The sequence below is a fragment of the Saccharothrix variisporea genome (assembly GCF_003634995.1).
In the GTDB taxonomy this organism is placed as follows: domain Bacteria; phylum Actinomycetota; class Actinomycetes; order Mycobacteriales; family Pseudonocardiaceae; genus Actinosynnema; species Actinosynnema variisporeum.
On record NZ_RBXR01000001.1, the window covers coordinates 7,691,308 to 7,704,587 of the forward strand.

Genomic DNA, 13,280 nt, shown 5'->3' on the forward strand with positions numbered 1-13,280 from the left:
GGGCGGATGCCGGACGGGCGGGGGAGCGCGGTGGTGGAACCGGTGCCGGTCGAGCGCACCGCGCCGGCGCTGGTGGTCGAGCGGCTCGCGTACGCCTACCCGGACGGTCACCAAGCCCTGTTCGGCATCGACCTGCGCGTCGAACGCGGCGAGCGCGTGGCCGTGCTCGGCCCGAACGGCGCGGGCAAGACGACCTTCGTCCTGCACCTCAACGGCGTGCTGAGCGGGGGTTCCGGTCGCATCGAGGTCGCGGGCCTGCCGGTGACCAAGGAGCACCTGCGGGAGATCCGCCGCCGGGTGGGCGTGGTCTTCCAGGACCCGGACGACCAGCTGTTCCTGCCCACGGTGCGCCAGGACGTGGCTTTCGGGCCGGCGAACTTCGGCCTGCGGGGCGCCGATCTCGACGCCCGGGTCCAGGCCGCGCTGGACGCCGTGGGCATGGCGGACGTGGCCGACCGGTCCCCGTTGCACCTGTCCGGCGGCCAGCGTCGCCGGGTGGCGCTGGCGACCGTGCTGGCGTGCGAACCGGAGATCCTCGTGCTGGACGAGCCCTCGGCGAACCTGGAACCGGTGGCCCGCCGCGAGCTGGCCGAGGTGTTGCTGGGCCTGGACCGCACGATGCTGATGGTCACCCACGACCTGCCGTACGCGGTGCAGATGTGCCCGCGCAGCGTCCTGGTGGACGGCGGGGTGGTGGTGGCGGACGGGCCGACCCGCGACCTGCTGGCCGACGCGGACCTGCTCGCCCGCCACCGCCTGGAACTCCCGTACGGCTTCCGCCTGGACTGACGCCTTGGACTGACGCCGGGTGGGGCGCGCCGTTGCGCCCCACCCGACAAGTCGTCACGGGCTGGTGCAGGTCACCTCGGGGAGCGGGTTGGTGGTGCCGGGGTTGTTGGCCGTGAAGCCGAACTTCACCGACTGCTCGACGCCCACGGTCTTGTTCCACTCGGCGTTCTTCACGACCACCTCGGAGCCGGAGCCGGACTTCACGCCGTTCCACACGTTGGTGATCGTCTGGCCGCCGCTGAAGGTCCACCGCGCCGACCACCCGTTGTACGGGCTGGTGCTGTGGTTCATGACCTCCACCTCACCCTGGAAGCCGCCCTGCCAGGTGCCGGTGATCTTGTAGATCGCCATGCAGTTCGACCCCGACGGGGGAGGGGTCGTGGTGGTGGTGGTCGTGGTGGTGGAGGTGGTGGTCGTCGTGCTGGTCGGGGTCGTGCTGGTGGTGGTCGTGGTGGTCGGGGTGCCGGGTCGGCCGACCCCCGTGACCTCGCCGTTGCCGCCGTCGAAGACCACGTCGGAGCAGTTGTAGAAGGTCTCCGTCGAGTCCGACCGCTGCCACACCGAGTAGACGATGTGCCGGCCCGACTTGCCCGACGGGAGCCGCCCGCTCCAGTAGTAGTGGCCCTCCGCGGTGCCCACCGAACCCGTGCGGGGCGGGTCGGTGACCGACAGGAACGGCGTGGACTCCAGGTCGCTCCACGCCAGGGCGCGGGTCGGGCTCCAGGTGTCCTTGGTGACGTAGAGCCGGAACGTGCCCGGGTGGTGGGCCCACATGTTGTAGGTGAAGTTGAAGTTCGCCCCGGCGGTCAGGTGCGTGACCGGGAAGTCGTCGCGGGCGATGTCGAAGCCCGCGAACGTGGGGTTGTTGCCGCTGCACAGCTTGCCGTCCGGGATGAAGCCCGCCATCCGGCCGGCGCCGTCCGAGCGCAGCACGCCGAACCAGTTGTAGAGCGCGTTGGTGCCGCCGGCCTTCACCGCGGCGTCGCAGGCGGGGTTGACCGGGACGATGTTGCCCGTGGGGGCGAGGCCGTCCTGCCAGCACAGGTAGGTGCGGCTGCCCGGTTTCATCATGGCGCCGTGCGCGGACGCCGTGGACGCGTTCAGGAGCACCGCGACCAGCAGTCCGGCGGCGGCCATCGCCAGTGCGGCGAGCCATCGTCGGGTCGTCACGTCGGTTACCTCCTCGTCGAGGTCTGGGAGCGCTCCCAGTCGAGCCGACTGTAACCGCGTCGGTGCTATATGTGAACGAAAAGCCGCCTTACGGCTCAGTCAGGACGTCTTAACGGGGTCAGGCCGTCTCAACGGGCTCAAGCGCCACCTGACCCAGCTGCTCGCGCGCCTGGTGCGGCGTCAGCCGCCGCATCCCGGCCACCGCGCACCGCCGGACCACCGAAGGCTGTTCCCGAAGCAGTCGCAACCCCCGCCGCAGCAGCAGCGGCACCGGCTTGCGCGCCTCGGCCACGTCCCGCGCGAACCGCCGCACGAACGTCACGAAAGCGTTGGGGGACAACACGATCGCGTCCAACAGCACCCCGGCTTCGCGGGCTCCGGACACCAGCCGGTCCGCGAACAGCCCTTCGGCGATGAACGGACCGTCCGCCTCGACGACCCGGCGCCCGACCACCCGGTCCTCGCCGATCTCGTACACCGGGGCCTCCACCCGCCCGGTCGTGGCCAGTTCGACCACCGCCGCCAGCGCCTCCGCGGTGTTCCACGACTCCTCGGCGTCCCAGTCCGCCCGCCCGGCCGCGTCACGCGGCAGCAGCGGGTCGTCGCCCTCGCGGTAGAAGTCGTCCAGGCGCAGCACGGGCCAGCCCAGGTGGGCGGCGAGGGTGGACTTCCCCGAACCGGACGGACCGGCGAGCAGCACGACGCGCGGGTGAACGGCAAGTGACGGCACGGAATGCAATGGTCGCACACCCGGCTTGTCCCCCTGTGCACGGATGGTGCTCCGCTGTGCACCGGCTCTGGCACTGAACGCGACGGCCCGCCACGATGTCGGTCATGGAAAGGGTGCGCGACCAGGAGCACGCGCGGCGGATGCTCTCGGAGCTCGAACGCGACCGACCGCGGCACGAGCGACCACCGGACGTCGCCGCCCCGACCGGCGAGGGGTTCGCCGACGTCGTCGCCGCCGGTGGCGACCGGATCGAGCTGGACCCGGCCGAACTGGCCGAGGCGCTGCGCCGGCTGGACGCGTTGCACGACGAGATCGCCACCCGGCTCGCGGAGTCCACGCGGCTGGAAGGCCCGTTGGGTGACGGCCACGGCCCGGTCGCCCGGCACATGCGCGCCGCGTTCGGGCTGCGCGGCGGGCCGAGCGGGGTGCAGGGGGCGTTGCGGTCGTACCTGGACGAGCTGGGGGCGCTGCGCGCGGCCCTGCACCAGGTCGGCGTCACCCACCAGGCACAGGACGAAGCCGTCGCGGACACGATGAGGCCTCCGAGATGACCGAGCAGCGCAAGCACCGGTACTGGTCCCACGACCACAAGCCCAGCGCGCGGGCTCGGCGCCAAGCGCGGCGCGTGCGGCGGGACAAGGAGGTCAACCGGCTGCCCGAGAAGTTCGGGCAGATCAACTGGGCCGTCTACACCCACCGCGAGCTGTGGGACATGGTCAAGTCCGCCGACACCGGCCGGATGGGTGGTCGCGCGCACGACTGGCAGGTCCTGGCGGGCGAGGTCGACCGCGCCACCGGGGACGTGCGGGAACTCGTGCAGCGCCTGGTGGTGTCGTGGCAGGGGCCGTCGTCGGTGGTGGCGGCGGAGTCGGTGTCCCGGCTCACCGAGTGGGCGGCCGACGCGTCGCGGCGCGCTTACGGCGTGGGCACGGGGTTGACGGCCTACACGTCGGCGGTCGAGGAGGCGGCGCGGCGGATGCCCGAGCCCGTGCACCCGGACGCCGAGAAGTGGTTCCGCGAGGGGTACGACGTGTCGACCCTCGACGGGCCGGAGGGTGCGTACTTCCTGCGGCAGTTGTTGGACGACCACCGGCCGAGCAAGGAGGAGCAGCAGGCGGCGAAGGCGCGGGCGGTGGACGTGATGGAGGCTTACGAGCGGGCGAGCCGGGAGGTGCACACCGGTTTGCCCTCCTTCAACGAGCCGGCGCCGGCCGGTGCGCAGGTGCAGGCGGACCAGGTCCCGCCTGTCCGGACGCCGAACATCCCCGACTGGGACGACCCGTACACCCCCGGTGAGCACGTCCCGACCGATCCCGATGAACCGCACACCCCCGCCGGCGGTCCGCGCGACACGACGTCCGTGGCGGCGGTCGCGGACTCGGGATCCGGTCCGGGCGGTGCGTCCGGTCCGGGTGCGGGTGGCGGGCACGGCTCGGGGGCGAACTTCGGTCCCGGTGCGGGCGTCGGAGCGCGGGCGGGTGCGGGCTTCGGTGCCGGCGGCGGCTCGGGGCGTGCTGGTGGCTCCGGTCCGCTGGGTCCCGGTGGGTCCTCGGGTGTGCTGGGCGTGGCTCCGGGCGCGATGGCTCGGGGCGGGGTCGTGGGTGCCGCGGGTGGGGCCGGCGGGTTCGGCATGTACCCGCCGGTGGCGCCGCCGAACCGGGAGGAGGACCGCGAGCACCGCAACCGCTACGACGACGGCCTGGACCTGCTGGACGACCTGCCGCCGGCGTTCCCGCCGGTGCTGGGCGAATGAGCGGGGGGTTCCGGGTCGATCCGGACGAGCTGACCTGGTACGCGAGCCGGCTGTCCGAGGCGGCCGACGACCTGGACCGCGTGTTGTCCACTGTGGACGGACCGGTGGGCGACCTGGGGCCGCAGGGGGTCACCGAGGCGGTCGAGGGGCTGGTCGTCGGGTGGGTCGCGCGGTTGCGGGCGGTGGACTTGGCGGGGGTGGCGGAGTCGGTGCGGGCGGCGGGGGAGGCGTACCGGGCGGCGGACGAGTGGGGCCGTGGCTGACTACCGGGGGTTGGGGTTCGACCCGACACCGGGTGACGCCGAGGCCGTCGCCGCGGTGAGCGAGCGGTGCGCGGCGGTCGTGGACGTGCCCGCCGTGCCCCCGGGCTGGTCGGGCGCGGAGTCTGCGGGCGCGGAGTCTGCGGGCGCGGCGGATGCGGCGGCGTCCGCGGGCTGGGCGGGCGTGGCGGCGGAGGGGTTCGCGGCGCGGTGGGAGGCCGTGGTGTCCGAGGTGGCGGCGGTGCGCCGTGCGATGCGGGCGGCGGCGGACGTGCTCGACGCGTGGGCCACGGAGGTGCTGGGCAACCGGCGTCGGGCCGAGGAGTTGGACGCGCGGGCGGTGCGACTGCGACGGGAACTCGCCGACGCCGCCGACGAGGTCGACCACACCGGAGCCCTGGCCACCTTCACCCCGACCCACGGCGAGCTGCACGCGGCGGCGGTGGCACGGCACGACGACCTCGCCCGGCGGCTGGCGGAGGTACTCGCGGAGGCCCGGCTGCTCGAACGCGACCACCACGCGGCGGCCCGCCGGGTCGCGGAACGCCTGCGGGACACCGAAGCCGTGGGGCCAGCCCCGGGAGAGGCGAGCGACGGGTGCGGGGAGGCACTGGTCGGATTCTCCGCCGTGACCGAAGAGATGGCCTCCGTGCTCTTCGGGGCGCGGCCTCCGGCCCCCGGTTCCATCGTCCCACCGGGGGCCGACAGTGCGGGGCGTGAAGGCGCGGGAAGCGCGGGCATCGGGCGTGGTGGGGCGGCGGCGTTCGGGGCGGGGCTCGGGTGAGGCTTCCTGTGGTGCCGGGGGTCACCCCGGTGGCGTTGGGTGCGCCCGAGCGGACGGCTGCCGACCTGTTGAGCGTCTTGCGGCGGATCAAGGGGACGCTCGACCCCGGGCTCGAGGTGTCCGCCGTGCAGGCCGCCGATCTCGCGCACCGGCACGGGGCCGCGCTGGTCGCGGTGGTCGAGCACCCCGGCGCTGATCCCGCTCTGCTGGTGGCGGTGGTGGTGCCGGCGGATCGAGTGCCGGCCGAGCACCTGCTGCACGGCCCGTCGATCCGGGAGGTCACCGAAGGGGTCACCGCGACCGGCCACCCGGTGGTGATCATCGAGCGGATACCGGTGTCCGGGACGGGCGCTCAACTCCAAGTCGTCGTGACGGCCGACGGGGTGGCGGTCGTGTTCACGCTGCACTCGCCGACCGGGCGGGGCTGGCTGGACGTCTCCGGGGTGGCCGGGCGGTTCGTGTCCGGCATCGAGTTCAGCGGGATCGGTAGGCAGTCGGCGTCACGCCCACGACCTGGCGGAACGTCCGCGAGAAGTGCGCGGCGCTGACGAAACCGCAGTCCCGGGCGATCTCCGCGACGCTCCGGTCCGCCTTCGCCGGGTCGCCCAGCAGCGCCTTCGCCCGCTCGACGCGCAAGCCCCGGATGCGTTCCGACACGCCCTGGCCGTCGTCGAACAGCTGGTACAGCCGCCGCCGTGACATGAACAACGCCTCGGCCACCCGGTCCGCGCTCAGACCCGGGTCGGACAGGTGCTCGCGCATGTAGTCCACGGCCTCCCGGCGGCGAGCGGCCAGGGCGTCCACGCGGTCCAGCTCGGCCTTCAACGCGCTGCGCAGCACCAACTCCGCGAGCCCGACCAGGTGGTGCGCCAGGCCGTGCGGGTCCAAGGCGGGAGAAGCGGCCAGCACGTGCGCCACCGCGCCGGTCACCAGCGCGCGCAGCGGCGGCTCGACCGGGACCGGTTGGAACATCAGGGGTTTCAGCTCGCCGAACCCGATGGTCAGCCGGGCCGCGGCAACGGTGAGCAGGACCGCGCCGGCGGGCGAGACGTGCAGCGACGAGTCCGGCAGCCGCAGTGCCGCGCCGCTCTCCGGCACGCCCTTCGGCACCGCGCAGCCCATCAGCAGCTGGACGTCCTGCGGTGGCGCACCGCCGAGGGCGGCCCTGGCCGCCGCCGCGCCCGACGCCCGGACGGTGAGCAAGCCGTGGCCGACGTCCATGCCGGGCAGCCTACGACCGGAGCAGTTCGGCGGAACCCGCCCGCCGCGCCCGCCCGGCCCACTACCTTCGGGCGACATGGCACGCCGTTCCGGGACCGGGATCGTCCTGTCGCACGTCGAGTTCGACCTCCTCTGGGAGGACCTGGGCGCGGGCGACCCGCCGTACCCGCTGGAGGTCCCGTCGCACGGCGAGACCCTGGCCGAACGGGACGCGCTCGGCGCGCAGGTGTTCCGGACGCTCACCGAGGCGGGCCTGGCCGACGGCGACGACGTCGCACCGGAGCTGGAAGACCTCTTCGGCTACCTCACCGGCAGCACCCTGTCCGTCGACGCCCTGGTCTTCCGCCCCCAGCCGTGGCGGGTGCTGGCGGCCGTGCGCGGGTCGCGTGGCGTGCTGGCGGTGCTGAACGACCGCGAAGTCGCGCTGGAACCCATCACCGACCCGGTCCCGGCCATCGCCAAGGTCATCGGGAACGCCCAGGCGGGTCCCGGTGACCAGGTCCGACTGCCCCGCACGGCGTTCTCGGCCGCCGTGGACGCCTACGCGACCGGCGGTTACGCCGCGCTGGAACGCGCCCTCGCCCAGGCCGGCGTCACCGGGCGCGCGACCCGGGCGCTCACCACGTTGCTGGAGTCCGGCCGGGGCGCGGCCGGGCAGCTCGCCGCCACCGGACCCGGCGGCCGGACACCCGTGCTGAGCTGGACCGACACCACCGCCGGCCGGTACGCGATGGCGGCGGAGGACGTGGCCGGCGAGCCGTGGGTGCGCATCGCCCCGGCGGACGGCCCGGCGCTGGTGCGTCACCTCGCCGTGCTGCTGGACGAGGTCCGCTGATCGTCCCACCACCACGCCGGCACGACCTCGGTCACCACGGCCATGCCCTGCGCCAGGGCGTCCGCGGTCGCCGCCTCCGCCAGCCGCCGCACGAGCCCCGCGAGGTCGTCGGGCCGGAGGGTGAACGCGTCCCGGTCGAAGGTCAGGCCGACCAGCTTGCCGTGCAGGTCCACGGTCACCGACACGCCGTCGCCGGACGCCTCGCCGCGGATGTCGTCCAGCCGTGCGCCCAGGCTCATCGGACCCTCCACGTGGTCGGGGTGGTGTCCTCGGCGTCGCCGGACCGGCCCAGACCCAGTTCGCCGAGGTCACCCAGGGCGTGGGCGGCCCGTGCGTCGGCCCGCGCGGTCGCGGTGTCCACGAGGCTGAGGATCGTGCGGGCCAGGTCGCTGCCCGGCCGCAGCGCGCGGCCGTCCAGGGTCAGGTCCAGCAGCACGCCGCCGGGCCCGACCTCGACGGCGACACCCCGGTCCGGGTCGTGGGCGTGTGCGCTGATCACGGGTGCACCCCTCCGTAGAACGTGGCCGAGCTGAGCCGGTGGGTGTTGCGGCGCACGGCGTCGCCCGAGTTGCCCTCGATGAGGGTGACCGTGCCGCCGTGGACCTTCTCGACGATGCCGATGTGCTTGCTGGTGGCGGTGCTCTGCGGTCCCGTGCCGAACAGGAGCACGTCACCGGGGCAGACGTGCTTGAGGTCCGTGTACGCCTTGCCGTGGCGCTGCCCCCAGCGGAAGACGTCCCCGGTGAACGGCAGCAGCGGGATGTCCACGCCCGCCTTGCGCCACATCGCCGTGGCGAACGACGAGCACCACGCCGCCGTGGGGCCGTACGGGTTGCGGTTGCTGCCCGGCGGGTTCTCGCGGGTGCCGAGTTCCTTGCGCGCCTTGGCCAGGATCGTGCGCACACGGCCGCGTGCCCGCGCGTGGGAGGGCTTGGTGCGGGGATCGGCGACGCCGTCGTGCTCGACCTCGTGCTCCAACGCCTTGAGCTTGCGGGCTGCGGCCTCCAGCTCGGCGCGGGCTTGCCTCACTGCGCTCGTGGTGTCCTTGGTGTAGCGCGGTTCGAGATCGGCCGCCGCCGCGACCGCCTTGAGCAGGGCCGCGCGCGTTCCGACCGCCACACCCGCGTCCAGGATGCGCACGGCCCGGTCCAGGTACTCCTCGACGGCTTGGCGCGCTCTGGTGTGCTGCGTGGTCAGGGTGGCGCTGACGCCGGCGACGACCTTTTCGGCGTCACGGGCGGCGTCGGCGGTGACCCGCAGTTGACGCGCGATCCGGCCCGAGCGCTTCTCGAACCCCTCCGACTGAGCGCCCTTCCAGTGGTTCAGCACTTCTCTGGACGCCTTGTTGTGGTTCTCGTGGCCTTCAACAAGTGCTTCCGCGGTCCGGTTGAGGGCGTACTGGACCTTGACGGCGTCCTCCGCCTTGCCCGCCAACGCGTTGCGGTGCCCGATCATGCCGTCGGCGAAGTGCCTCGCCAGCGCGTGAGTGTCCACTGTGGTCAGTCCTTCAGCGAGCGGGCGATGTCGTCGTCGTGGTCCCGGTAGGCGCGGGCGGCCCGGGCGGCGGAGTCGGCGAGGCGGTCGGTGTTGTGGGCGACGGCCTTGACCTGCCGGCGCAGCGCCGCCCCGAACCCGTCGAGCGCGTCGGCGAAACCGGACTCCTCGCCGATCCGCCCGAAGCTGTCCTCGGCGACCTCCCGCACCTCGCGCACGTGCCGACGACCCGCGGCGGTGAGGTCGTCGGCGGTGCCCCGCGTGCGCCGCGCGAATCCCCGCAACACGTCGAGGTCCACCGAAAACCCGTCATTGGTGCTCATACCGCCACCCTGGCCCGCGGCCGACACCACCGGGTACCGCCGTTGCACGCTCGGACAGCGGCTGTGCACGAGGGAGCTACAGTCGAACATGTGAACGAAGGGCTGTTCGACGAGGGCTTGTTCGGCGCCACGGACGAGGAGAAGGCGCAGCGCATCGCCGCCAACGCGCCCCTCGCCGTGCGCATGCGCCCCCGCACGCTGGACGAGGTGGTCGGCCAGGGTCACCTGCTGGGCCCCGGCGCGCCGCTGCGCCGGCTCGTGGAGGGCTCGTCACCCGCGTCCGTGATGCTCTACGGCCCGCCCGGCACCGGCAAGACCACCCTGGCCACGCTCGTCTCCCAGGCCACCGGCCGCCGCTTCGCCGCGCTGAGCGCCCTGTCGGCGGGCGTGAAGGAGGTCCGGGCGGTCATCGACGAGGCTCGCCGCCGCCTGGTGCGGTCCGGCGAGTCGACCGTGTTGTTCATCGACGAGGTCCACCGCTTCTCCAAGACCCAGCAGGACGCCCTGCTCGGCGCCGTCGAGGACCGGATCGTCCTGCTGGTCGCGGCGACCACCGAGAACCCGTTCTTCTCGGTCGTCTCACCCCTGCTGTCCCGCTCCCTGGTCCTCCAGCTGCGCCCGCTGTCCGACGACGACGTCCGCACGCTCATCCACCGCGCCACCCAGGACGAACGCGGCCTCAACGGCACCATCACCATCGCCCCCGACGCCGAGGACCACCTGGTCCGCCTGGCCGGCGGCGACGCCCGCCGCGCCCTCACCGCCCTCGAAGCGGCGGCCGACGCGGTGACCGACGGCGTCCTGGACTTGGCCACGTTGGAGGCCACGGTCGACAAGGCCGCGGTCCGCTACGACCGCCAGGGCGACCAGCACTACGACGTGACCAGCGCGTTCATCAAGTCGATCCGGGGCTCGGACGTCGACGCGGCCCTGCACTACCTGGCCCGCATGATCGAGGCAGGCGAGGACCCGAGGTTCATCGCCCGCCGCCTGGTCATCCACGCCAGCGAGGACATCGGCATGGCCGACCCCACAGCCCTGCAAACCGCCGTGGCCGCCGCGCAAGCCGTGCAACTCATCGGCCTACCCGAATGCGCCCTCAACCTCGCCCACGCCACCGTGCACCTGGCCACCGCGCCCAAGTCCAACGCGGTCACGGTCGCGATCAGCGAGGCCATGTCCGACGTCCGCAAGGGCCTGATCGGCCAAGTCCCGCCCCACCTGCGCGACGGCCACTACGCCGGCGCGGCCAAGCTGGGCAACGCCCAGGGCTACCGCTACCCGCACGACGTCCCGGAGGGCGTGCTGACCCAGCAGTACCCGCCGGACGACCTGGTGGGCCGCGACTACTACGTCCCCACCGGGCGGGGCGCGGAACGGTACATCGCCGAACGCCTCCCCAAGCTCCGCAAGGTCGTACGCGGCGAGGACTAGCCCTGCCCCGCACCCTCCTTCCTCGCGCAGCGCGGGTCCTTCGGCGAAGCCGGCGAGTCGGCAGTCCGCCTTGCCGAGTGGGCAGTCCGCCGGGGGGACACAACTCAACTTGGGCTTCTTGCTTTTGTCATCTCCGTATGGCCTGCCCGAAGGGCTACCACATTTTCCAGGGGTTGCAGCCGAAAGTTTTGCGAGGAACGAGCAAAAGTTTTAGCGGCAACCCCTGGAAAATGTGGTAGGCTCCGCCAGGCCATACGGAGATGGCAAAAGCAAGAAGCCCCCGCCGTTGCAGTTGAGTCATCTTTGGTGGCCTGCCCGCCGGCGAGGCGCTTTTCGCTTTTAAGCTCTTTAAACCGGAACGCTTCGCTCTCAAGCCGAACGCGCTTCGCGCTCTTGGACGCGCTGCGCGCTCGAAAGATGAAAAGCGGCGCTCGCCGCGCGGCAGGCCGCCAGCGGGGGGTGAAGGGCGTCGGTTCCCCCGCCGTATGGCCTGGCGGAGCCAACCACATTTTCCAGGGGTTGCCGCTAAAACTTTTGCTCGTTCCTCGCAAAACTTTCGGCTGCAACCCCTGGAAAATGTGGTAGCCCTTCGGGCAGGCCATACGGCGGGGGAACCGAGGCCCTCCACCTGTGGTTGAGACCACCACACAACAGCGCGCTGCGCGCTGCGCGCAGGGTGCGGGGGAGGTGGGGGTGACTTGCCGGGCCACCGGCGGGAAAATCCGGTGACGATCACGGCCTGCGTCTGACACGGTGTGCGCCGTGACGGATGCTCCACCGCCCAACGGGCACGCCTTCCTGGACTTCAACTCCCCACTGTCGGACGCGCGGTCCTACGACCTGATCGCCAGTCTCGGCGACCTGCGCGGCAGCACGGTCGTGGACTACGGCTGCGGTTGGGCCGAACTGCTCCTGCGGGCCGTCGAGCACGAGCCGACCGCGCGGGGTGTCGGCGTGGACGGTGACGAGCACGCCATCGAGCGGGGACGGGCGAACGCGCGGGCCAGAGGACTGTCGGAGCGCGTCGAACTGCACTTGGGCGACGTCACCACCTGGGACGGCCCGACCGCCGACGTGGCCGTCTCGATGGGGTCCTCGCACGCCTGGGGCGGCACCCTCCAGACCCTCGCCGCCCTGCACGAGCGCATCCGGCCCGGCGGTCTGCTCCTGCTCGGGGACGGCTTCTGGGAGCGCCCGCCGCTCGAACACATCGCGGAGGCGTTCGCCGGGGATGCCCTGGGCAGTCTGGACGAGCTGGTGGACGCGGCGATGGAGGCCGGGTTCCGCCTGTTCAACCTCACCACCGCGAGCCTGGACGAGTGGGACGGCTTCGAGTCCCGCTGGTGCCTGGCCCGCGAGCGGTGGCTGGCCGAGCACCCCGACCACGTCGAGGCGGCCGAGGTGCGCAGGATCGTGGACGAGCACCGCGACCTGTGGCTCAAGGGCTACCGCGGCTCGCTGGGGTTCGCCTACCTCACGCTCGCCCGCCGGTAAGGGACTCCCGTCCCGTCCGGCCGGGGATACCGGGCGGGACGGTCCTCCCGATCCGGAACCACTGCTCGCCCGCCCGCACCAGCGTCTCGATCGTCTTGGTCGTGTAGGCCGGGGGAGCGATCACGCCTGAGCACCGGCTCGCGCCCGACGCCACCGGCCCGTTGCGCTCGACGGTCACCTCGTACAGGTTGTCCAACCCCTGCACGGTCACCACGCGCGTCTCGCCTTCCAGCACCCGCTCGTCCACCGCGAGCACCGAGTCCACGCCCCGCAGCCCGAACGCCTTGCGCACCGCGATCTCGGCGTACTGCGCCCACGGGCTCGGCGCGGACGTCCGGCCCCGCAGCTGCTCCGCCACGACCTGCCCGACCAGCGCGGACTTGGCCACCAGGGCGGCCTCGCCGGGGTCGAGCTGACCGTGCAGGAACCCGTCGGGCACGACGAGCAGGTTGCCCGCCCACCGGTCGCCGCCGACGTGGCTGACCTCCCACGCCCGGCCCGGGTGGTTCTCGCCCAGCACGCCCGCCAGCGGCCGGCCCAGGACCGCGCAGCACATGTCCTTCGTGCCGTGGGTGCACACCAGAAACAGGGGGCCGTCCACGCGCTCGCCGTGGCCGGGGATGCCCGCGGCGACGGCGGCGACGTCCAGGGCGGCCAGTTCGGCGAGGTCGTCCACCTCGAGCTTCTCCAGCCACCGGTTGCCGGGGACGCCGCTGCCGACGTACACGGTGTGCGGGGCGGAGGGGTCGCGCTGGTGGCGGCCGGGACGGCGGATCAGCAGGGGCCGCAGTCCGGCGGCCCGGGGTCCGTCCAGTCGTCCCGGCCCGAACACCGAGGCCAGGGTCTGCTCCAACGCGTCGGCGGGCCACGGGCCGGGCTGCTCGATCAGCAGCCACGACGTCATGAGCGTCGCCGTCCCGGCCGGGTTCCCGCCGAGCTGGCGCGTCAGAACCGCGCAACCCGGCAACCCGTCGGAACTTATGTTAGGCATAC

General features: G+C 73.0%; 17 protein-coding genes. 9 read left to right on the top strand and 8 right to left on the bottom strand.

The genetic code is table 11. The features are described 5' to 3' along the window. Positions 1-6 precede the first annotated feature (6 nt). The gene (locus DFJ66_RS43675; RefSeq protein ID WP_211351657.1) at positions 7-789 is read left to right on the top strand and encodes an energy-coupling factor ABC transporter ATP-binding protein; all 783 of its coding nucleotides are present in this window, start codon (positions 7-9) and stop codon (positions 787-789) included. A 54-nt stretch (positions 790-843) separates the two neighbouring features. Here DFJ66_RS43675 and DFJ66_RS35180 read toward each other — a convergent pair whose 3' ends face one another. Together DFJ66_RS35180 and DFJ66_RS35185 are read right to left on the bottom strand one after the other, a co-directional pair. After that, the gene (locus tag DFJ66_RS35180; protein ID WP_246030028.1) at positions 844-1,959 is read right to left on the bottom strand and encodes a lytic polysaccharide monooxygenase; all 1,116 of its coding nucleotides are present in this window, start codon (positions 1,957-1,959) and stop codon (positions 844-846) included. A 118-nt stretch (positions 1,960-2,077) separates the two neighbouring features. Further along, positions 2,078-2,689: a uridine kinase family protein gene (locus DFJ66_RS35185; protein ID WP_246030029.1), complete on the bottom strand. Its 612-nt coding sequence runs from the start codon at positions 2,687-2,689 to the stop codon at positions 2,078-2,080. Positions 2,690-2,793: 104 nt separating this feature from the next. On the opposite strand from DFJ66_RS35185, the gene DFJ66_RS35190 reads away from it, so the two are divergent. From DFJ66_RS35190 to DFJ66_RS35210, 5 genes are read left to right on the top strand one after another with little or no spacing between them, the layout of a single operon-like run. After that, positions 2,794-3,240 (top strand): hypothetical protein, encoded by a 447-nt coding sequence (locus DFJ66_RS35190; RefSeq protein ID WP_121227838.1) that lies wholly within the window; start codon positions 2,794-2,796, stop codon positions 3,238-3,240. Beyond that, complete coding sequence (locus DFJ66_RS35195) at positions 3,237-4,442, top strand: PPE domain-containing protein (RefSeq protein ID WP_121227840.1); 1,206 nt, start codon at positions 3,237-3,239, stop codon at positions 4,440-4,442. Before DFJ66_RS35190 ends, DFJ66_RS35195 begins: the two co-directional genes overlap by 4 nt. Then, the gene (locus tag DFJ66_RS35200) at positions 4,439-4,705 is read left to right on the top strand and encodes a WXG100 family type VII secretion target (protein WP_121227843.1); all 267 of its coding nucleotides are present in this window, start codon (positions 4,439-4,441) and stop codon (positions 4,703-4,705) included. Before DFJ66_RS35195 ends, DFJ66_RS35200 begins: the two co-directional genes overlap by 4 nt. Continuing rightward, a complete protein-coding gene (locus DFJ66_RS43680; RefSeq protein WP_211351416.1) occupies positions 4,698-5,486 on the top strand; it encodes a hypothetical protein in 789 nt (262 codons plus the stop codon). The genes DFJ66_RS35200 and DFJ66_RS43680 overlap by 8 nt, the downstream gene beginning before the upstream one ends. Continuing rightward, positions 5,483-6,034, top strand: a complete 552-nt coding sequence (locus DFJ66_RS35210) for a hypothetical protein (RefSeq protein ID WP_246030030.1) — start codon at positions 5,483-5,485, stop codon at positions 6,032-6,034. Before DFJ66_RS43680 ends, DFJ66_RS35210 begins: the two co-directional genes overlap by 4 nt. Here the strand turns inward: DFJ66_RS35210 and DFJ66_RS35215 are convergent. Beyond that, on the bottom strand, positions 5,961-6,707 hold the full coding sequence (locus tag DFJ66_RS35215; RefSeq protein WP_170199854.1) for a helix-turn-helix transcriptional regulator: 747 nt from the start codon (positions 6,705-6,707) through the stop codon (positions 5,961-5,963). The genes DFJ66_RS35210 and DFJ66_RS35215 overlap by 74 nt on opposite strands. Before the next feature lie 76 nt (positions 6,708-6,783). Between DFJ66_RS35215 and DFJ66_RS35220 the strand changes: the two genes are divergently transcribed. Further along, positions 6,784-7,542: an ESX secretion-associated protein EspG gene (locus DFJ66_RS35220; RefSeq protein ID WP_121227847.1), complete on the top strand. Its 759-nt coding sequence runs from the start codon at positions 6,784-6,786 to the stop codon at positions 7,540-7,542. On the opposite strand, the gene DFJ66_RS35225 is transcribed toward DFJ66_RS35220, so the two are convergent. Genes DFJ66_RS35225 through DFJ66_RS35240 form a run of 4 tightly spaced genes read right to left on the bottom strand, consistent with a single transcriptional unit; the run spans position 7,509 to position 9,359 of the window. Then, positions 7,509-7,781, bottom strand: coding sequence for a hypothetical protein (locus DFJ66_RS35225; RefSeq protein ID WP_121227849.1), 273 nt, complete (start codon positions 7,779-7,781; stop codon positions 7,509-7,511). The two genes, DFJ66_RS35220 and DFJ66_RS35225, sit on opposite strands and share 34 nt — an antisense overlap. Next, positions 7,778-8,041, bottom strand: coding sequence for a YbaB/EbfC family DNA-binding protein (locus DFJ66_RS35230; protein ID WP_121227851.1), 264 nt, complete (start codon positions 8,039-8,041; stop codon positions 7,778-7,780). The genes DFJ66_RS35225 and DFJ66_RS35230 overlap by 4 nt, the downstream gene beginning before the upstream one ends. Further along, complete coding sequence (locus DFJ66_RS35235) at positions 8,038-9,036, bottom strand: CHAP domain-containing protein (protein WP_121227853.1); 999 nt, start codon at positions 9,034-9,036, stop codon at positions 8,038-8,040. The genes DFJ66_RS35230 and DFJ66_RS35235 overlap by 4 nt, the downstream gene beginning before the upstream one ends. A gap of 5 nt (positions 9,037-9,041) precedes the next feature. Further along, the gene (locus tag DFJ66_RS35240; protein ID WP_246030031.1) at positions 9,042-9,359 is read right to left on the bottom strand and encodes a DUF6507 family protein; all 318 of its coding nucleotides are present in this window, start codon (positions 9,357-9,359) and stop codon (positions 9,042-9,044) included. 90 nt (positions 9,360-9,449) lie between these two features. Here DFJ66_RS35240 and DFJ66_RS35245 point away from each other — a divergent pair, with 90 nt between their 5' ends. After that, positions 9,450-10,793, top strand: coding sequence for a replication-associated recombination protein A (locus tag DFJ66_RS35245; protein WP_121227857.1), 1,344 nt, complete (start codon positions 9,450-9,452; stop codon positions 10,791-10,793). A 762-nt stretch (positions 10,794-11,555) separates the two neighbouring features. Next, entirely contained in the window at positions 11,556-12,287 is a 732-nt protein-coding gene (locus DFJ66_RS35250; protein ID WP_121227859.1) for an SAM-dependent methyltransferase, read from the top strand. On the opposite strand, the gene DFJ66_RS35255 is transcribed toward DFJ66_RS35250, so the two are convergent. Continuing rightward, positions 12,268-13,278 carry a ferredoxin family protein gene (locus DFJ66_RS35255; RefSeq protein ID WP_121227861.1) on the bottom strand — a complete coding sequence of 337 codons (1,011 nt, stop codon included), beginning with the start codon at positions 13,276-13,278 and terminating at the stop codon, positions 12,268-12,270. The two genes, DFJ66_RS35250 and DFJ66_RS35255, sit on opposite strands and share 20 nt — an antisense overlap. Between the last annotated feature and the right edge of the window lie 2 nt (positions 13,279-13,280).

Excerpts from the sequence above, each read along its gene's own strand:
- DFJ66_RS43675 (WP_211351657.1), top strand. The coding sequence starts at position 7 with ATGCCGGACGGGCGGGGGAGCGCGGTGGTGGAACCGGTGCCGGTCGAG.
- DFJ66_RS35190 (WP_121227838.1), top strand. The coding sequence starts at position 2,794 with ATGGAAAGGGTGCGCGACCAGGAGCACGCGCGGCGGATGCTCTCGGAG.
- DFJ66_RS35195 (WP_121227840.1), top strand. The coding sequence starts at position 3,237 with ATGACCGAGCAGCGCAAGCACCGGTACTGGTCCCACGACCACAAGCCC.
- DFJ66_RS35200 (WP_121227843.1), top strand. The coding sequence starts at position 4,439 with ATGAGCGGGGGGTTCCGGGTCGATCCGGACGAGCTGACCTGGTACGCG.
- DFJ66_RS35215 (WP_170199854.1), bottom strand. The coding sequence starts at position 6,707 with ATGGACGTCGGCCACGGCTTGCTCACCGTCCGGGCGTCGGGCGCGGCG.
- DFJ66_RS35220 (WP_121227847.1), top strand. The coding sequence starts at position 6,784 with ATGGCACGCCGTTCCGGGACCGGGATCGTCCTGTCGCACGTCGAGTTC.
- DFJ66_RS35225 (WP_121227849.1), bottom strand. The coding sequence starts at position 7,781 with ATGAGCCTGGGCGCACGGCTGGACGACATCCGCGGCGAGGCGTCCGGC.
- DFJ66_RS35240 (WP_246030031.1), bottom strand. The coding sequence starts at position 9,359 with ATGAGCACCAATGACGGGTTTTCGGTGGACCTCGACGTGTTGCGGGGA.
- DFJ66_RS35255 (WP_121227861.1), bottom strand. The coding sequence starts at position 13,278 with ATGCCTAACATAAGTTCCGACGGGTTGCCGGGTTGCGCGGTTCTGACG.